The organism is Flavobacterium sp. YJ01 (genome assembly GCF_029320955.1).
In the GTDB taxonomy this organism is placed as follows: Bacteria; Bacteroidota; Bacteroidia; order Flavobacteriales; family Flavobacteriaceae; genus Flavobacterium.
On sequence record NZ_CP119757.1, the window covers coordinates 2,120,943 to 2,139,127 of the forward strand.

Consider the following 18,185-nt stretch of genomic DNA (forward strand, 5'->3'; position numbering starts at 1 on the left):
TTGATTATTTTGCATCTAAATATCTTCAATTGATTTATGACAGAAATTACGAACTATATCACAAACGATTTCAGAGCGATTGATAGTCAAGAAACGATAGCATCGATTCAGGACTTTTTTATTGATGTAAATTTTTCTCATTTTCCGATTTTAGAAGATGGGATTTTTATCGGAAGCATTTCTTCTGATGATGTTGAAACATTTGATGTCGATAAAAAAGCAATTGACTACAAATACACATTAGAGCGATTTTTTGCCAGAAAATCTATGATTTGGCTAGATGTTTTGGAGGTTTTTTCAAAAAACCACACCAACACAATTCCTGTTCTTGATGAGAACAACATTTACGTTGGTTACTATGAAATGGAAGACATTATGAAGTTTTTTCAGGAAACTCCATTTTTAAAAGAACCAGGCGCTATTATAATCGTTCAAAAAGGTCTTTTAGATTATTCTATGAGTGAAGTAAATCAGATTGTAGAAAGCAATAATGGAAGGGTTTTAGGATGCTTCGTTTCTGAAGCGGATACAGAAAATGTTCAAATCACTGTAAAAATTGGTTTAGGCGCGATAAACGAAATTATTCAAACCTATAGAAGATATGGATATGAAATTATTTCAGAACACCAAGAAGACACCTATATTAATAGCCTAAAAGAACGCTCAGATTATTTAGACAAGTACCTTAATATATAAGTTATGAATGTGCCAATGAGAAAATTAGTTAATTAGACAATTTTCGCATTTCCAATTATCTAATCGACACATTGACAAATTATCTAATTTAAAACTAATGAAAATAGCCATTTACGGACAATATTATCAAAATAGTACGGAACCAATCATAAAAGACATTTTCAAGTTTTTCAATTCCAATAACGTAGAAATGGTAATTGAAGAAAACTTTCTGAAAATGCTTTATGAAAAGCAGCTGGTAAAAAAAGAATACAAAACATTTCCTTCCAATTCTGCTTTAGACAACAGTTTCGAAATGCTTATTAGCATCGGAGGCGATGGTACTATTTTGAGAGCTGCCGCATTTGTTCGTAATTCGGGTGTTCCTTTGTTAGGTATTAATGCAGGAAGACTGGGTTTTCTTGCCAAAGTTCAGAAGGAGAATATTGACATTTTACTTCAATATGTAATTGATCAAAATTATACGACTTCAGAACGCACCTTATTAGGATTAACCGCTGATCCTAAAAACGATGCTTTTGAAGAACTTAATTTTGCAATGAATGAAGTTACAGTAAGCAGAAAAGATACAACCTCGATGATTACTGTAGAAACTTATTTAAACAATGAATATTTAAATTCATACTGGGCAGACGGACTAATCATTTCTACGCCAACTGGTTCTACAGGATATTCTTTAAGCTGTGGCGGACCAATTTTGACTCCAGATGTAAAAAGCCTTGTAATTACACCTATTGCCCCACATAATTTAACCGCCAGACCACTTGTTATTCCAGATGATACCGAAATTACTTTGCGAGTAACAGGAAGAGAAGATCAATATTTAGTTTCTCTAGACTCTAGAATTTCTTCGGTAAAAAACGAATCTATTTTAAAAATAAAAAAGACAGATTACAAAATTAAAATGGTCGAAATACCAGGCGAAACTTTCCTAAAAACTTTAAGAAATAAATTGCTCTGGGGAGAGGATAAAAGAAATTAAAATCTTTTCTGAATACCTACTATACGATAATAGCACATTTTCTCGTTCTGCTTGTAGTGAATCATCATTAAATGGCTCAAAATCATATTATAAATTGAAAAAAAAGCACATTTAACCAAAGGAACTTTGATTCGTATTGATAATTATTATATTTGCACGCAATTTTGAATTAAATGAAGAAAATTTTTAATTTATTGTTATGTTTTTTCCCCTTTATTACACTTAACGCTCAGATTAACGAGATAGGTGTTTTTCTTGGCGGAAGCAACTTTGTTGGTGACGTAGGTAAAACAACTTACATTGCACCAGAAAAACTAGCTTTTGGTGTTCTTTACAAATGGAATAGAAGTCCGAGACATTCATGGCGCTTCTCTTACACACAATCAAATGTTAGCGGAAATGATTTTAAATCGGATGAAACAGGAAGAAACCAAAGAGGATACCGTTTTGATAATGACATTAAAGAGCTTTCTGCTGGATTAGAATTTAATTTTTTTGATTTCAACCTGCACGATTATCATCCAAAAATAACACCCTATATATTCTCTGGATTAAGTTTCTTTCTCTACGATAATTTATACAGATACGACACTGCTCCAGATGTAATATATATTCAAAAGAATACGCATTCTTTTGCTATACCTATTATATTAGGTATAAAATCGAATATAACGCCACGTCTTATTTTAGCGGCCGAAGCGGGAGTTCGTTATACTTTTACGGATAACATAGACGGAAGCAATCCTAACACGAGCAGTTCGACTATTTTAAAATTTGGAAATCTAAATAATAATGACTGGTACGTTTTTTCGGGTCTTACCTTAACGTATACCTTTGGAAAAAAACCTTGCTATTGCGCAGAATAAAATGAATTTACTAGAATCAATAGATCACACAAACTTACCTAAACACCTAGCCATTATTATGGACGGTAACGGACGATGGGCAAAACAGCAAGGCTTTTTGCGTGCGTTTGGCCATGAAAATGGAACAAAATCTGTAAAAGAAATAATCAAAACCTCTGCAAAGCTCGGAATTGAATATTTAACGCTATATGCTTTTTCTACAGAAAACTGGAATCGCCCTAAATTAGAAGTTCAGGCATTGATGAAAATATTGATCAATTCATTAAAAAAAGAACTAACTACTCTTCAAGAAAACAATATAAGACTAAATGCAATTGGAAATCTTGAAAAATTGCCAAAAACAGCCCAAAAAGAACTTTTGGATGTAATGGAAAAAACCAAAAATAATACGAGATTAACACTAACACTGGCTTTAAGTTACGGATCACGAGAAGAATTGGTAAATGCCGTGAAAATCATCAGCGATAAAGTTAAAAATAATATAATTTCAATAGACACTATTGACGATTCAATTATAAATGAGCATCTTTACACGCAAAATTTACCAGACGTAGATTTATTAATACGAACAAGTGGAGAACATAGAATAAGTAATTTTTTGCTGTGGCAGATCGCTTATGCAGAATTATATTTTACTAATGTCTTGTGGCCAGACTTTAAAGACCAAGATTTATATGAGGCTATTATTAGTTATCAAAAAAGAGAACGTAGATTTGGAAAAACCAGTGAACAAATTAAATAATTTTTTAGTGTTGCAAAAAAAAATACAAATAGTCCTTACCCTTTTACTTTTGGGTAGTTTTTCACAAATTAAAGCACAAGAAAGAGTTCCTTTTGATCAAGGGAAAAAATATATTCTAGCAAAAGTTTCTGTTGTTGGTAAAATAAGCTTTAACGAGCAGACGGTTGTAACCTTTTCTGGTCTGCAAAAAGGTCAGGAAATTACAGTTCCTGGAGAAGAAATCAGTAGTGCAATTAAAAAATTAGGTAAACTAGGCCTCTTTGACGAAATCTCTTTTTACGTTAATAAGGTAGAAAACGACAGTATCTATTTAGACTTAGATATCGTTGAGCTTCCAAAATTAAACGAAGTTAAAATCGTTGGTGTTAAGAAGAGTAAGATAGAAGGCTTAATTAAAGACAACAACCTGACAAAGAACAAGATTGTTAACGAAAACTTAATTACTACGACAAAAAACTACATTGAAAATAAATATAAAAAAGAAGGTTTTTATAACACAAAAGTTACCATAACTAATACTCCAGACACCATCAATGGACACCAAGTTAATATGCTTGTGAGAATTGATAAAGGAGATAAAGTTAAAATCAGCAGTATTGATTTTACTGGAAATAAACAACTAACTGGCACTCAGTTACGCGCGGCTATGAAAGATACTAAGCAAAAGAATTTCATTCGCGTTTTCAAAGCTTCAAAATTTATCCCAGAAAAATATAAAACCGATTTAGAAAAGGTAATTGCAGCATACAAAGAAAAAGGATATCGTGATGCTCGTATTATATACGACTCTGTTAAATATAACAAACAAAAAAACACTCTTGCCATCAAAATTAATGTAGAAGAAGGAAACAAATACTACTTCGGAAATATTAAATTCTTAGGAAATACCGTTTATTCAGATCAGCTTTTAAGCCGTTATTTAGGTATTAAAAAGGGAGAGACGTATAACGGAGTTTTATTAGAAAAAAGAATTGCAGACAAGTCAAAACCAGACGCAGAAGATATTACCAACTTATATCAAAACAACGGTTATTTGTTCTCAAACATTAACGCTGTGGAGGTAAAAACGGTTAATGATACGATCGATTTCGAAATTAGAGTAACAGAAGGGCCAATCGCTTATTTCAACAAAATTACTGTTGTTGGAAATGACAAAACAAATGACCACGTAATCTATCGTGAATTAAGAACAAAACCAGGAGAAAAATACAGCAAAGAACAATTAGTAAGAACCATTCGTGAGATCGGACAATTAGGTTTCTTTGATCCAGAGGCTATTGATCCTAAATTTAAAAATGTTGATGCTGGAGCAGGAACTGTTGATATTGAATATAATGTTGTAGAAAAAGGATCTAGCCAAGTAGAGCTCCAAGGAGGTTACGGCGGTGGAGGTTTCATTGGAACATTAGGACTTTCATTTAACAACTTCTCGGCAAGAAAACTATTTGATAAAGAAGCCTACAAACCTTTACCAATGGGAGATGGGCAAAAAGTTGCCCTTCGTTTGCAAGGAAGTACCTATTTCCAAACGTATAGTTTATCGTTCTCAGAGCCTTGGTTTGGAGGAAAAAAACCAGTACAATTTAGTTCATCCATTTCATACAGTAAGCAATTTCTTAACAATTACATTACTAGAACTGTTGATAAAAGCAAAAGTTTTAATATTTTTACAGTACAAGTTGGTTTAGCAAAAAGGTTAACTGTGCCTGATGATTACTTCGTATTATCACAATCTGTAAGTTATCAGCATTATGATTTGAACAATTATAATACAGGTCTATTTACTTTTGGTAATGGTGCATCTAGAAACTTAGCGTACACTATTGGACTTTCAAGAAGTAACAAAGGGGTAAATCCAATTTTCCCAACTTATGGATCTGAATTCAGTATTTCTGCTAAAGTAACTCCGCCTTATTCATTGTTTAACGGAATTGATTATGCTGATTTACAGAACCAAAAAGAATACAAAACACAATATACAGGAACGACAACAACTACTGGTATTGACGGACAAGCAATAAACCCGGGTGATTATATCAAAACTGAAACAGTAAATGGTCAATCGGGAACTGTAAGTGTAGGTTCGGATTTTTCAAGTGCAGACACAGATGTTGCTAAAGTCGATCAGAAGAAATACAATTGGCTTGAATATTATAAAATTAAATTTAAAGGAGACTGGTATACTAAAGTATATGGAAAATTAGTATTAAGAACTCTAACAGAATTTGGTTTCTTAGGAGCTTACAATCAAGATAGAGGTGTAATTCCTTTTGAACGTTTTTACTTAGGAGGTGATGGTATGGCGAATTACTCAATGGATGGTAGAGAGACTATTCAGTTGAGAGGTTATCCAAACAACTCTTTAACTCCAGTAAATGCTGCAGGAGATGCAATTGGAGCAACTATTTATAACAAGTTCTCAATGGAGCTACGTTATCCAATTACGCTAAAAGCATCGGCTTCTATTTTTGCATTAACATTCTTAGAGGCAGGTTCATCATATGCTAATTTTAAAGATTACAACCCGTTTGACTTAAATCGTTCTGCTGGCGCTGGTTTACGTGTATTCATGCCTGCATTTGGATTATTAGGAATTGACTTTGGTTACGGATTTGACGCTCTTCCAGGACAGACAAAAGCTAATGGTTGGGAAACACACTTTATTATTGGACAACAATTTTAAAGAAATTACGTTTGGTTAAAAATCATCGAATAAAGTTATGTTATGAGAAAACAATTTTTATTTATATTTTTAGCCTTGATTGTAGCAAATACAAGTCAGGCACAAGGTAAGACGACTAGAATTGGCTACATCGACATGGAATATATTTTAGAAAATGTTTCCGATTACAAAGAAGCCAAATCACAATTAGAGCAAAAAGCTCAAAAGTGGAAACAAGAAGTTGAGGCTAAAAAATTAAATATAAATACATTAAAGGAAAGTTTAAAGACAGAAAAAGCTTTACTTACCAAAGAATTAATAGAAGAAAGAGAAACTGAGATCAAGTTTCTTGAACAAGAAATGATAGATTATCAGCAGAAACAATTTGGCTCTGACGGTAATTTGATGCGACAAAAGGCAGCTTTAGCAAAACCAATTCAAGATCAAGTTTTCACAGCTGTTCAAGATATTGCAGAAGCTAAAAATTACGATTTCATTTTTGATAAATCATCAGATTTGACGATGCTTTTTAGCAATAAAAGATTTGACATCAGTGATCAAGTTTTAAGAGTTATAAATCGTTCTGAAAAACGTGAACAGCTTACTAAAAAACAATTAAAAGATCAGGAAGCAAAAGAAAATCTTGAAAATGCAATTGATGAAAATCCAGCAATGGCAGACCGTCAAAAAGCACTAGATGAGAAAAAAGCGGCTAGAGAAAAACTGATTCAAGATAGAAAGCTAGAACAGGAAGCCAAGAGAAAGGAATATGAGGATAGAAGAAATGCTTTAGCAGCAGAAAGAGAAGCTAAAAAAAATGGCACGGTTTCTGGAACAGCTAAAACAGCAACAGAAACTCAAACAGCAACGGATGCCGCAAAAACTAGCACTACTGCTAAACCTGCAGCAACTGGAACAGAGCAAACGCAAACCGCTGAACCAACTATGACAAAAGCAGAAGAAAGACAGATGCTTTATGAACAGCGTAAAAAAGAGTTGGAAGAGAAAAGAAAGAAAATTTTAGAAGAAAGAGAAGCGGCTAAAAAAGCAAAAGAAGCCGAAACACAAAAAACAAATACGACCAATAATTAATTAATATTTTAAAAATGATGAAACAAATCAAAACTTTACTAATTGCTGCAATTCTTATTTTAGGAGCAAGTAACACAATGAACGCACAAGCGAAGGTAGCTCATGTTGATGTAAGCGAGATCATGTCGAAAATGCCTGCTATGCTAGATGCTCAAAATCAACTGCAAAAATTAAGTGGTACATACGATGCTGAATACAAAAAAATGGTTGATGAATACCAAACAAAAATGAAAAAGTATGAAGCTGAAGTTACTACTGTAACAGAAGCAGTTAATAATGATCGTTCTAAAGAAGCTCAAGACATGCAAAAAAGAATTGTTGATTACAGAGACAATGCACAAAAAGAACTTCAACAAAAAGAAACTGATATCGTAAAACCTTTAATGGAGAAAGTAAGAGCTTCTATCCAAAAAGTTGGAAAAGCTAAAGGTTTCCAATACGTTTTAGATGGTTCTACTTTATTATTAGCTGATGGTCCAAACATTACTGCTGATGTGAAAAAAGATTTAGGATTCTAAGAAATTAAATCCTCAAAATTAAACTGCTCAATTTTATAATTTGAGCAGTTTTTTTTTACAAAAAATTAAAACTTAGCTACAATAATATTTCAATTTTTGAATTAACTTAGAGTAATAAATTATTGTAAAAAATATTAAATTTGCTTTATGACAAACAACAATCCTATAGGCGTTTTTGATTCTGGTATTGGAGGAACTTCCATTTGGAGCGCCATTCATGACTTGCTTCCTAACGAAAAAACTATATATCTGGCTGACAGTAAAAATGCTCCCTATGGGCAAAAAAGTAAAGATGAGATTGTTGCGTTGAGTAAAAAAAATGTTGAGTTTTTACTCGATAATAATTGCAAATTAATTGTTGTTGCTTGTAATACTGCTACAACAAATGCAATACGAGAATTACGTGCCGATTATGATATACCGTTTGTTGGAATTGAACCTGCTATAAAACCTGCTGCAAACAACTCACAGACACAAGTTATTGGAATTTTGGCAACAAAAGGAACTTTAAACAGTGAGTTATTTAACAAGACTGCAGAAATGTTTCAAAACACCACAATTATTGAGCAAGTGGGTTATGGACTTGTACAGCTTATTGAAGATGGAAATTTGTATTCTCCAGAAATGACACAATTGCTAGAATCCTACTTACAGCCAATGATTGATGCTAACATCGATTATCTTGTTTTAGGATGTAGCCACTATCCCTATTTGATTCCGCAGATAAAAAAAATTCTCCCAGATCATATTAAAATAATAGATTCAGGAGAAGCTGTTGCTAGACAAACTAAAAATTTACTTCGAGATAAAGTTGGGTTTTCAGATAGTTTAGAAAATGATCCCGTTTTTTATGTTAATTCTAACCCTGAGGTTTTAGAATCAATTTTAGAACATAAATATCCGGTAATCAAAAAGGACTTTTAGAGTATTATTCAATTTTTCGCTTGACGAACCAAATTCCGTCTAAAGATAAATTGAGTGATATTTTATGGTAATTTTCTTTTATTAAATCATTGGCAATTCTTCCTTTTTGTCCATAAGAATACGAAACATTTAAAGAAGAAAAAGTGTTCTCGATTGGTAAATTAAGTCCAATAGAAAAAGAAGCATTATTTATACGCTCTTTATTTACTTCTAGATATCCTGTATCATAACTTATACCCGCAGCATATCCTACTCTATCCCAGTATTTTCGAATATTCTTTTTAGCACTATACGTAAATCCAAATGCAAAACGATCTTGATTTACAAAATTACCGTACAACTCAGATTGTTTTGTATCGTTCCAAAAACTTTTCTCATAGTCTAGAGTTGCATTTAAATTGTTTTTGAATCTTTTACTAACTCCAAAACCAATTTCAAGCGGCATGTAATAATCGTCGGTATCTGAAGGCTTTTCAGACTCTACAGTTGTTTGTACTTCATCTGCAATACTTGTTACCGATTGAATTTTGGATGCTTTTACTCTTGTTGGAGCCTTAAATGTAGATGCAATAATAAAGGTTGAATCTATTTTAAACTGCGCTCCCAAAGTAGCACGAACTCCTGAGTAGTTTGTTTTTTTATTTATTGTTGTAATCGCATTTGAAATTAAAAAAGCACGTTCGTCAACCGTGTTTCCAAAAAGTGCCGTTGCCGTTACTCCTAAACTTAGTTTTTTTCCAAATCGATAACCATATGAAAAATCTAGATTATTCAATCCGCCTGAGCCTTGAGCGCTTACATAATAATATTCCTGGCTGTCTGCAATTGGCAATTTCAAATTTGAAATTTTAAAAACAGAACTAGAATAAGGCTGAAGCGAAAAACTGAAACCAGAGTTTTTAGTTACGGGAAATGCCAAAGCTATATGCGAAAACTGAAAATTATTTCGTTTTTCTGTACGCGAGCTACTCTGATAAGTGGTTACGATAGCCTTTCCTCCAATATCAAAAAGGAAATGGTTTTGATACATAAATCCAAGCGATGCTGGATTTAAATTATTTATAAAACTATCAGAAGGCAAAGCCATTCCAGAAGAACTGGTTGAAGACAAATAGCCAAAATTAGAATCATACAAGCTTCCAACTCCATATAAAGAATATGGCGAACTGGAAATGCTTTGAGAAAATGAAGTCAACGACATTAAGATGAAGCAGCTCCATAAAATAATTTTATTTTTCATTTAGTAAGAGATGTAATAAATTTTGAGCTGAATTTTATTGTTCAAATGTTTCTGATCGCCTAAAACAATTCTATTGACCGATTTAGAAATTGAGGGCAAGGTTAATATGAGCGAAGACCTTGAATCTGACTGTTTCAGCATTTCTTTCTGCAGAAAACTTCCAATCGGAATTGTGTACCCGATATTTTCATTAAACTCATCACTCTTTTTATTTAATATTCCATAAACTGTAGAATTTGCAGAGTTTACTAATGTTGAACTTATCCTATTTAAATTGTCTCCAACATAAACACTTAAAGAATCCGCCAACGGATATTGATCTGAATAAGAATTATTTACAGGCTTCAGAATTAATTGCGCATCAACAATAGCTCCATTGGTTGCGATGTTTTTAAACTGTTTAATGTTTGGGAAATCTATTTTACAGGCTACACCTGTTCCAGATTGAATAAATCCCTGATTATTTGTCAATGTGCTTGATAATTTGCTGCTCGAAATGGGGAGATTTTGAAGAATTGTTCCCGTCCTATCCAAAGAAATCGAATTGAACTGTTTTGCCACGTCTGCAATGGTAAAATCAATTATGTAGGGTTCTTCATCTGCCTCTGCTTGATACTTTGAATAATACATTCTGACTTTGCTTGTAGAAACGTTAAAACCAATAACATTAGCAGAATTAGAAGTTTCTGGCACTAAAACCAATCCTTTTAGATATTCGGTAAAACTGTCAAAATCTGTAATTTCCCTTTTTTTTATTTTTTGAAAAAGAGCCGAACCAAATTCATCGTTCATTCTAATATTGATAGAATCTTTTTCTGTTGGTCTAGGTTTAAATGATATAGTTCCTAAACTTTGAGAATCGTATGCTAAAGTCGAATTATTATAAAAATTACTATCATCGGTATTAGGCTTAACTTTCTGCGTTAATCGATGAATATTAAAAGTTTGCACCTTAGTAGTGTCGCCATAATAATAATTATCATATTTAAGAATCATCGAAATTGAATCGAAAACATAATTTACAGCTTGTGTATCTGAACCCGTATTATTTAAGGCATAAGTAGTTGTAGAAAGCTGGAAATAACTATCTGATTTTACTTTTCCAAAAACAGGATCTTCATAATTACCAATTAAAATTCTTGATCGGTTTGAGGTTACAAGCGAATCAAAATTAATAGTTGACATTTCGACTGTAACGGTATCAATCATAATAACTTTATTGCTTAACGCCAAATAATCTGATCCAACTGTAAACTCACCTGCATCGGTATCTGTACCACATGAAAATAGTGTTAGTACAAAAAGCAATATCAATATAAACTTGTGCATAATTTATTTTTTGAGCAAATATAAAATGCAAGCTTTCGTGACACACTATAACATATACTACCGCCCTTTTTCTGGCTATAAATCATAGAAAACCATCTATGAGCGGTATTGCGTTTATAAAAATTAATTCGACCTTAAAAAAGCCTGATTTGTCTATCAAAACACGTCATATATATATCTTCTTTTTTTTAAGACGGTCATACGCCTAATTTTGAGCCAATAAAATAAATAATGAAAGTAAGGTTTTTAATTTGTTCTCTTTTTTTGATTTCTGTTTTAAGTATGAAGGCTCAGGAAAATTTTGCCGCTTACGCGAACATTAAAATAGAGCCGACAGAAAAAATAAATTTCAGCGAAACCAACATTGGTGTTTTCTATCAAAAAAAACTGGGAACAAAAAATCAAATCTCGAATACACTAGAATATTCTAGTCTGAAAGTAAATTATGATTTAAATCAATATGATTTTTATGCAGATCAGGAACGATTTACTCAAATTCAAAACAACTTTCAATATTCGAATCAATTATTAGAAAAAACAAAACTGAGAATCTCTGTTATACCGACAGCAAATTTTCAGGAAAATTTAGATTTTAAAGATATAACCGTTTTAGGAAATCTAGAAGTCGAACAACAATTAGGTTCTAAAATAAAAGCAATACTTGGAGCTGGAAGAACATCTGTTTTTGGAGCACCAAAATTTACTCCAATTGCAGCTTTTGATTATAAAATGAATGAGAAAACAAATTTCAGAATTGGGTTTCCAGATTCGAAAGTTTCTTACTCAAATAATGACCGAAATAAGTTCAGTTTGACAAATAGTTTTAATGGGAATTTTTATCATTTAAATGAAATAAACAATACCGATAAAGCAGAAAAAGCTGTTTTGTCTCAAATGACATCATTGTTAGAATACGAAAGAAATGTTAGCAATAATTGGTTTTTAAATTTTAAAGCTGGTTACGATTTCAATAAAAAATACAATTTGTTAGACAGTAGTGACCACAAAGTTTACGACTATAATAGCGGTAATGGTTACGTTTTAGGAATAGGGATCAAATACAAACAATAAATATTAAATACACTATGATTAATCTAAAAAAAGGAATTTTATTCACAGCGCTTTTTTCGTGCCTCTTTTTTGTAAGCTGCAGCAATGACGATGATGACGATGATTTAATTGGGAACTGGATAAAAAAATCAGCTTTTGATGGCCCGGCAAGATCTAGTGCGACAAGTTTTGTTATTGGAGATTACGCTTACATCGTTGGCGGTTATACAGGAGATGTCTATTTAAAAGATTTATGGATTTATAATTCGAATGGCGATTACTGGGAACAAAAAGCCGATTTTACAGGCGTAGGAAGAAGTTCTGCTTCTAGTTTTGCTTTAAATGAAAAAGGCTACGTAGGACTTGGTTATGATGGAACAAACAAATTAAAAGATTTCTTTCAGTACGATCCTTCTGCAAACAGCTGGACACAAAAAGCAGATTTTGGCGGAACAGCTCGTTATGCAGCTGTTGGTTTTCAAGTTGGAGGAAAAGCCTATTTTGGAACGGGTTATGACGGAAATTATCTTAAAGATTTCTATCAATACGATGATCAAGCCAATACTTGGACTCTTGTAAATGGTTTTAGCGGAAACAAAAGACGTAACGCTACCGTTTTTGTAATTGCAGACAAAGCATACTTAGTAACGGGTGTAAACAACGGAACTTATCAAGAAGATTTCTGGGAATTTGATCCTTCAAACGATACTTGGACAAGAAAAAGAGATGTTGATAAAGATACCGACGACGATTACACATATAATGACGAATATGCAATTGTACGTGCAAATGCTTCAAGTTTTTCTATGAGCGGTCTAGGTTATATTGTTGGCGGAGAAAACATCAAAACTGTTTGGGAATATAATCCGACAACTGACTTATGGACTGAAAGAACTCCAATGGAAGGTGCTACAAGAACTGATGCTGTTGGTTTTGCAATCAATAATCGTGGTTTTTACATGTTAGGAAGAGTTGGTTCTACTTACTTTGATGATGCATGGGAATTTAAACCATTAGAAGAACAAAATGACGATGACAACTAATACTAAACAATTCTTCTGGATTAAAATCCAGAAGAATTTAATGCTTTTTACAATCCTTCTAATTTTTGTTTCTTGCACTAAAAAAGAAGTTTTGACAACATCGGTTTTTAAAACAAATTCCGGATGGGGATATACCATTGCTTACAAAGAAAAAGTTCTAATTAAGCAGTCGGTTATTCCGGTAATAAGCGATAATAAAAGTTTTGAAACAGGAAGCGACGCTCTAAAAGTAGCCGATTTTGTAAAGCAAAAACTCAAACAAAACTTATCTCCAACGGTAACCAAAAATGACTTAATTTTATTAAAAATAAAATTCTAAATGCAGATCGATACCATTAAAAATACGGGCTATAACAAAATTTTATTCCACTGCGCCATTTGGATATTCTTTATTTTGACTTCTTTAATTCAATTTTACGAAAGTCCATTTAAGATAAATAATGACTTTTATGCTCAATGGTCAACTGGAATTGTATTGTTTTACCTGAACTATTTTTATTTGGTTCCAAATTATTTACTGCAAAAAAAATATTGGCTTTACTTTTCATCTGTCTTTATTCTAATTGCTGTATTTATGATTATTCGACTGAATTATTTCATTCCAGAGTTTAGACATTTAAGACCTGAGAATATAACGCCAAGAATGATGCCCAACGATGTGAGGATTTTTGATAAAGGCCCACACAGAAGAATCGAAATGAGACAACCACTTTTCTTTAAAATTGGTCCATCATTTTTCTATATCTTGATTATCACTATTTCTGCTATTATTAGAACACTAACTGAATTTTATAATAATCAACAAAATAAACTGATTGCCGAAACACACAGAACAAATACTGAATTAATCTATTTGCGAAAACAAACCAATCCGCATTTTTTATTCAATTCTTTAAATAGTATTTATTCTTTGGCACACAAAAAATCTGATTTGGTCCCTGATGCCATCGTGACTTTGTCTGAGCTTATGCGCTATATGCTTTATGAGACAGACAATAAAACGGTGGCTTTAGAAAAAGAGGTCAATTACATTCAGAACTATATAGAATTACAAAAACTACGATTAAACAATATTGAAGACATTGTGATTAATGTGCACGGCGATACTAGAAACAAGTTTATTGAACCATTATTACTGATTTCTTTTGTCGAAAATGCTTTTAAATACGGAACTGACTACAAAGGCGCTGCTCACGTAAAAATAAAAATTCTGATTACTGATAACAATCTTGATTTTTGGATTGAAAATTCTATCGAAAATTATGTCAAAGATCCTGAAAATTCAGGAATTGGATTAGTAAATATCCAAAATCGCCTTGATTTGCTTTATCCAAATGCCCATGAATTAACTATTACTCAGGATAGTGCCTATTATCGAGTTCATTTGAATTTAAAATTAGATGAAATAAAAACCCCAACGCATTAATAAAGCTAATTAGGATATCTATTAATGTTAATGCGTAATTTTAATTTCTTATTACGTATTTTAGGAAAATTTTAAAACTTAATTCATTGGTTTAAAATTACTTTTGAATGCCGAAACAAATTATAAACCTAATTCTGAAAAAATGAAATGTGTAATTATTGATGATGAACCTTTAGCAGTAGAATTATTGCAGGATTTTGTCAAAAAAGTAGACTCATTAGAATTGATTAATTCTTTTAATAATGCAATTGACGCCGTTTCATTTATCAATCAGAACAATGTTGATTTAGTTTTCCTGGACATTCAGATGCCACATTTTTCAGGAATTGATTTTCTAAATACAATCGAAAAAAAACCTTTAGTAATTTTTACAACTGCCTATTCTGATTATGCAGTAGAAGGATTTAATCTTGGAGCCGTTGATTATTTAGTTAAGCCAATTCCTTTTCATCGCTTTTTAAAAGCCGTTGTTAGAGCACAGCAAGTTCTGCAGCCATTAACTCCTCAGGCGATTTCTGAGAATACAAATGCACCAGAAATCGAACAAGATTTCATGTTTGTGAGAGCCGAATATGAAAATGTAAAATTAAACTTCGCAGATATTCTTTTTATCGAAGGATTGAAGGATTACGTAAAAATTTATACAACTGACAACAAATTCACGCTAACCTTAATTAGCTTGATTAAGCTTGAAAATCTACTTTCTAGTAAAGGTTTTGCCAGAATTCACAGATCGTATATTATCAATATCAAACACGTAAAATCGATTCAGAAAAATAAGGTTTTAATAAGCGATAAGAGAATTCCAATTAGTGAAAGTTACAAAAACACTTTCTTTGAAAAAATCAATCTTTAGTTTTTAAATTCCAAAAAATAAAAATTCCAAATTCCAAGAGTCTAGCTTCTGGAATTTGGAATTTTTTTATTTATTTTTTTTATAATTATTCTTCGTTTTTAAACCAACTAGAATACATTACATAATTATTAGAAATACGCTCAATTTCTCCTGCAAAATCAGACTGATCGATATCTTTTACCTTTTTAGCCGGAACTCCTGCATAAATACTTCCTGAAGCAACAACTGTGTTTTGAGTCACCACAGCTCCAGCAGCAATAATAGCGTTACTTTCGACAACACAATTATCCATAACAATCGCGCCCATTCCTATTAAAACATTATCATGAATTGTGCAACCGTGAACAATTGCATTATGTCCGATTGAAACATTATTTCCAATAATAGTTGGATGTTTTTGATAAGTGCAATGAACAACAGCACCGTCTTGAATGTTTACTTTATTTCCGATTTTGATAAAATTAACATCTCCACGAATAACGGCATTAAACCACACACTACAAGATGTTCCAAAAGTTACATCTCCAACAATAGTCGCATTTTCGGCAACATAACAATCTTCTGGAATTGAAGGTGATTTTCCGTTTACAGATTTAATCAGCATAAAATAAAATTTAATTAATTGCTGGACAGTTACAATCGTAACGTTCTTTTCTACAGAATAAGTTAACTCCTAAAGTAATTTGATGGTAACCGCCTGTATCAAATTTCACGTCTCCCGTTACTTGAGAATAAGTGTAAGCAAACATGAAATTCTTAAAGTTAACTCCAACAATCGGAGTAAAATATTGTAATTTTTGAGATGCAACTCCCGTTCCCGAAAGATATTGAGCACCATCAAAACTTCTTCTGTAAGATAATGCCGCCCATAAACTTCCAAAATCCATGTTTTTATAGGCTTTCATATTCAAATCGAGCGTTTTCTCTTTCGTTTGGTCAAATAACTGAAAAAGAATTGAAGGCTCCCAAGTCCAATTATCATTCTTACCAAAAACATAACCTGCGCTCAATAAAAACTTTCTCAGATTATCACTTTCATAATCTGTATATAACTCTCTTCTAGTTTCTAACAATCCCTGAACCGTTGCATGTGCATAAAAATCCAAATAGTTGTAAGAAGCTCCGACGTCTACATTAAAATAAGAATCTTTTTGAATTGAACCGAAAACAGCAGGATCAAAAGTTCCTCCAAATTTAGTTTCATCCAATTGATTTTGTATCAAACCGCCACTAATCCCAAAAGACAACTGATTCAAATCAACTTCGTCTCTAGAAAACATAATATGATGCGCGTAAGTTAATTTTACTCCCTTTTGAGAATGATACCCGTTTTTATCATTAAAAATAATTATACCAGCTCCAGAACGTTCACCAAGTCTTCCGTTAAAACTTAAAGTCTGCAAAGTTGGAGCATCTTCTTGCCCAAACCATTGTTTTCTGGCGGTCAATCGAACTTTAGCACAGTTCGCCGCACCAGCCATAGACGGGTGAATTAAGTAGTAATTGTCAGACAAATAATCAGAATAAACAGGTATTCCTTCTTGAGAGTAAGAATAAAATGTTATAATGAGAAAAATTAATAAAACCCTGATTTTTAATTTCATAAAGACAATTTTGTATCGATATAATTTTCACTCCTGCAATTTAACACGATTTCTTTGAGAAGAGTCTTAATTATTTCATTAAAAAATCAAATATAGTTATTAGTAGAAAATAACTTTAGTAAATTTGCAAAAAATATACAATCATGACAAAAATCACTATAAAAGAGACTCAAAATCCAACTATTTTAAAGTTTGAGTTTGAAGACTTTATTACACAGAATCAAAATTTTGAATTTAAAAACATTGATGAAGCTCAAGCTTCTCCTCTAGCGCAGCAGTTATTCTACTTACCGTTTGTTAAAACCGTTTACATTTCTGGAAATTTTATCGCTATAGAAAGATATAGCATTGTAGATTGGGATGATGTAAAAGATGCTGTAGCTGAACAAATTAGTGCTTTTGTTGAAAAAGGTGGTGTGATTATTAAAGTTGACGAAAACAAAGCAAAAAAACAGCCTATTACGGTTTACGGAGAAACAACTCCAAATCCTTCAGCTTTAAAATTTGTGGTTAGCAGAATGTTGACTCGCAACGCAGTAGAATATAAAAATATCGATCAAACGGCTTCTTCTCCATTAGCTCAGGAATTGTTTAAATTTCCTTATGTAAAAGAAATTTTTATTGACGAAAACTATATTTCAGTTACAAAATACGAAATCAACGATTGGTCTGAAATTACTTTAGAATTACGAACTTTCATTAAACAATTTATCGAAAACGGAGGGACAGTTTTAGACGAAAGTCTGATTCAAACCACTACTAAAAATGAAGTTACAAAAGACGAAGCATTTGACAAATTAGATGTTACTTCTCAACAAATCATTAATATTTTAGAAGAATATGTAAAACCAGCTGTAGCCGCAGATGGTGGAAACATTGCTTTTGAATCTTATAATGAAGAGGATAAAACGGTAAAAGTACTTTTACAAGGTGCTTGCAGCGGTTGTCCTTCTTCAACATTTACTTTAAAAAGTGGTATCGAAAATATGCTAAAAAGCATGTTGAATGATGAGGCTATTAAAGTTGAAGCTTCTAATGCTTAATTTTTGATCTCATAAAACGAAAAGCGCCTTAAATAAGGCGCTTTTCGTTTTTAATCACTTATTATCAATTATTTACCAATAAAAAAACGACTAATTCTATAAAATTAATTAA

Annotated in this window: 18 protein-coding genes; 14 read left to right on the forward strand and 4 right to left on the reverse strand. The window is 32.1% G+C overall.

Annotated elements, in window-relative coordinates:
• The first annotated feature begins 36 nt into the window (after positions 1–36).
• The 8 genes from P0R33_RS09340 to murI all read left to right on the forward strand — a co-directional run bounded on the left by P0R33_RS09340 (position 37) and on the right by murI (position 8,482).
• The gene (locus P0R33_RS09340) at positions 37–696 is read left to right on the forward strand and encodes a CBS domain-containing protein (RefSeq protein ID WP_276175177.1); all 660 of its coding nucleotides are present in this window, start codon (positions 37–39) and stop codon (positions 694–696) included.
• Between the two features lie 97 nt (positions 697–793).
• Entirely contained in the window at positions 794–1,678 is an 885-nt protein-coding gene (locus P0R33_RS09345) for an NAD kinase (protein ID WP_276175178.1), read from the forward strand.
• A 173-nt stretch (positions 1,679–1,851) separates the two neighbouring features.
• A complete protein-coding gene (locus P0R33_RS09350) occupies positions 1,852–2,544 on the forward strand; it encodes a DUF6089 family protein (RefSeq protein ID WP_276175179.1) in 693 nt (230 codons plus the stop codon).
• 1 nt (position 2,545) lies between these two features.
• Entirely contained in the window at positions 2,546–3,286 is a 741-nt protein-coding gene (locus P0R33_RS09355) for an isoprenyl transferase (RefSeq protein ID WP_276175651.1), read from the forward strand.
• Positions 3,219–5,969, forward strand: coding sequence for a POTRA domain-containing protein (locus P0R33_RS09360; RefSeq protein WP_276175180.1), 2,751 nt, complete (start codon positions 3,219–3,221; stop codon positions 5,967–5,969). Before P0R33_RS09355 ends, P0R33_RS09360 begins: the two co-directional genes overlap by 68 nt.
• A gap of 42 nt (positions 5,970–6,011) precedes the next feature.
• A complete protein-coding gene (locus P0R33_RS09365) occupies positions 6,012–7,040 on the forward strand; it encodes an OmpH family outer membrane protein (RefSeq protein ID WP_276175181.1) in 1,029 nt (342 codons plus the stop codon).
• 14 nt (positions 7,041–7,054) lie between these two features.
• Positions 7,055–7,558 carry an OmpH family outer membrane protein gene (locus P0R33_RS09370; RefSeq protein WP_276175182.1) on the forward strand — a complete coding sequence of 168 codons (504 nt, stop codon included), beginning with the start codon at positions 7,055–7,057 and terminating at the stop codon, positions 7,556–7,558.
• 147 nt (positions 7,559–7,705) lie between these two features.
• Positions 7,706–8,482 carry a glutamate racemase gene (gene murI, locus P0R33_RS09375; protein ID WP_276175183.1) on the forward strand — a complete coding sequence of 259 codons (777 nt, stop codon included), beginning with the start codon at positions 7,706–7,708 and terminating at the stop codon, positions 8,480–8,482.
• 4 nt (positions 8,483–8,486) lie between these two features.
• Here murI and P0R33_RS09380 read toward each other — a convergent pair whose 3' ends face one another.
• Together P0R33_RS09380 and P0R33_RS09385 are read right to left on the reverse strand one after the other, a co-directional pair.
• Positions 8,487–9,722 carry an aromatic hydrocarbon degradation protein gene (locus P0R33_RS09380; protein ID WP_276175184.1) on the reverse strand — a complete coding sequence of 412 codons (1,236 nt, stop codon included), beginning with the start codon at positions 9,720–9,722 and terminating at the stop codon, positions 8,487–8,489.
• Positions 9,723–11,051, reverse strand: coding sequence for a DUF4270 family protein (locus tag P0R33_RS09385; RefSeq protein WP_276175185.1), 1,329 nt, complete (start codon positions 11,049–11,051; stop codon positions 9,723–9,725). It lies immediately after the preceding gene.
• A gap of 231 nt (positions 11,052–11,282) precedes the next feature.
• On the opposite strand from P0R33_RS09385, the gene P0R33_RS09390 reads away from it, so the two are divergent.
• From P0R33_RS09390 to P0R33_RS09410, 5 genes are all read left to right on the forward strand, one after another.
• The gene (locus P0R33_RS09390; protein WP_276175186.1) at positions 11,283–12,122 is read left to right on the forward strand and encodes a DUF6268 family outer membrane beta-barrel protein; all 840 of its coding nucleotides are present in this window, start codon (positions 11,283–11,285) and stop codon (positions 12,120–12,122) included.
• A 14-nt stretch (positions 12,123–12,136) separates the two neighbouring features.
• The gene (locus tag P0R33_RS09395) at positions 12,137–13,144 is read left to right on the forward strand and encodes a kelch repeat-containing protein (RefSeq protein WP_276175187.1); all 1,008 of its coding nucleotides are present in this window, start codon (positions 12,137–12,139) and stop codon (positions 13,142–13,144) included.
• Positions 13,134–13,463, forward strand: a complete 330-nt coding sequence (locus P0R33_RS09400; protein WP_276175188.1) for a DUF4907 domain-containing protein — start codon at positions 13,134–13,136, stop codon at positions 13,461–13,463. The genes P0R33_RS09395 and P0R33_RS09400 overlap by 11 nt, the downstream gene beginning before the upstream one ends.
• Positions 13,464–14,570 carry a sensor histidine kinase gene (locus P0R33_RS09405; protein ID WP_276175189.1) on the forward strand — a complete coding sequence of 369 codons (1,107 nt, stop codon included), beginning with the start codon at positions 13,464–13,466 and terminating at the stop codon, positions 14,568–14,570.
• A 142-nt stretch (positions 14,571–14,712) separates the two neighbouring features.
• Entirely contained in the window at positions 14,713–15,426 is a 714-nt protein-coding gene (locus P0R33_RS09410) for a LytTR family DNA-binding domain-containing protein (RefSeq protein ID WP_276175190.1), read from the forward strand.
• A gap of 85 nt (positions 15,427–15,511) precedes the next feature.
• Here P0R33_RS09410 and P0R33_RS09415 read toward each other — a convergent pair whose 3' ends face one another.
• Both P0R33_RS09415 and P0R33_RS09420 read right to left on the reverse strand, forming a co-directional pair.
• Complete coding sequence (locus tag P0R33_RS09415) at positions 15,512–16,030, reverse strand: gamma carbonic anhydrase family protein (protein WP_276175191.1); 519 nt, start codon at positions 16,028–16,030, stop codon at positions 15,512–15,514.
• A gap of 10 nt (positions 16,031–16,040) precedes the next feature.
• Entirely contained in the window at positions 16,041–17,030 is a 990-nt protein-coding gene (locus tag P0R33_RS09420; RefSeq protein WP_276175192.1) for a type IX secretion system membrane protein PorP/SprF, read from the reverse strand.
• A 143-nt stretch (positions 17,031–17,173) separates the two neighbouring features.
• On the opposite strand from P0R33_RS09420, the gene P0R33_RS09425 reads away from it, so the two are divergent.
• A complete protein-coding gene (locus tag P0R33_RS09425) occupies positions 17,174–18,073 on the forward strand; it encodes a NifU family protein (protein ID WP_276175193.1) in 900 nt (299 codons plus the stop codon).
• Positions 18,074–18,185: the final 112 nt, after the last annotated feature.

What these genes read in the sequence shown, in the direction of transcription:
- P0R33_RS09340 (WP_276175177.1), top strand. Translation starts at nt 37, where the DNA reads ATGACAGAAATTACGAACTATATCACAAACGATTTCAGAGCGATTGAT.
- P0R33_RS09345 (WP_276175178.1), top strand. Translation starts at nt 794, where the DNA reads ATGAAAATAGCCATTTACGGACAATATTATCAAAATAGTACGGAACCA.
- P0R33_RS09350 (WP_276175179.1), top strand. Translation starts at nt 1,852, where the DNA reads ATGAAGAAAATTTTTAATTTATTGTTATGTTTTTTCCCCTTTATTACA.
- P0R33_RS09355 (WP_276175651.1), top strand. Translation starts at nt 2,546, where the DNA reads ATGAATTTACTAGAATCAATAGATCACACAAACTTACCTAAACACCTA.
- P0R33_RS09360 (WP_276175180.1), top strand. Translation starts at nt 3,219, where the DNA reads ATGAGGCTATTATTAGTTATCAAAAAAGAGAACGTAGATTTGGAAAAA.
- P0R33_RS09365 (WP_276175181.1), top strand. Translation starts at nt 6,012, where the DNA reads ATGAGAAAACAATTTTTATTTATATTTTTAGCCTTGATTGTAGCAAAT.
- P0R33_RS09370 (WP_276175182.1), top strand. Translation starts at nt 7,055, where the DNA reads ATGATGAAACAAATCAAAACTTTACTAATTGCTGCAATTCTTATTTTA.
- murI (WP_276175183.1), top strand. Translation starts at nt 7,706, where the DNA reads ATGACAAACAACAATCCTATAGGCGTTTTTGATTCTGGTATTGGAGGA.
- P0R33_RS09380 (WP_276175184.1), bottom strand. Translation starts at nt 9,722, where the DNA reads ATGAAAAATAAAATTATTTTATGGAGCTGCTTCATCTTAATGTCGTTG.
- P0R33_RS09385 (WP_276175185.1), bottom strand. Translation starts at nt 11,051, where the DNA reads ATGCACAAGTTTATATTGATATTGCTTTTTGTACTAACACTATTTTCA.
- P0R33_RS09390 (WP_276175186.1), top strand. Translation starts at nt 11,283, where the DNA reads ATGAAAGTAAGGTTTTTAATTTGTTCTCTTTTTTTGATTTCTGTTTTA.
- P0R33_RS09395 (WP_276175187.1), top strand. Translation starts at nt 12,137, where the DNA reads ATGATTAATCTAAAAAAAGGAATTTTATTCACAGCGCTTTTTTCGTGC.
- P0R33_RS09400 (WP_276175188.1), top strand. Translation starts at nt 13,134, where the DNA reads ATGACAACTAATACTAAACAATTCTTCTGGATTAAAATCCAGAAGAAT.
- P0R33_RS09405 (WP_276175189.1), top strand. Translation starts at nt 13,464, where the DNA reads ATGCAGATCGATACCATTAAAAATACGGGCTATAACAAAATTTTATTC.
- P0R33_RS09410 (WP_276175190.1), top strand. Translation starts at nt 14,713, where the DNA reads ATGAAATGTGTAATTATTGATGATGAACCTTTAGCAGTAGAATTATTG.
- P0R33_RS09415 (WP_276175191.1), bottom strand. Translation starts at nt 16,030, where the DNA reads ATGCTGATTAAATCTGTAAACGGAAAATCACCTTCAATTCCAGAAGAT.
- P0R33_RS09420 (WP_276175192.1), bottom strand. Translation starts at nt 17,030, where the DNA reads ATGAAATTAAAAATCAGGGTTTTATTAATTTTTCTCATTATAACATTT.
- P0R33_RS09425 (WP_276175193.1), top strand. Translation starts at nt 17,174, where the DNA reads ATGACAAAAATCACTATAAAAGAGACTCAAAATCCAACTATTTTAAAG.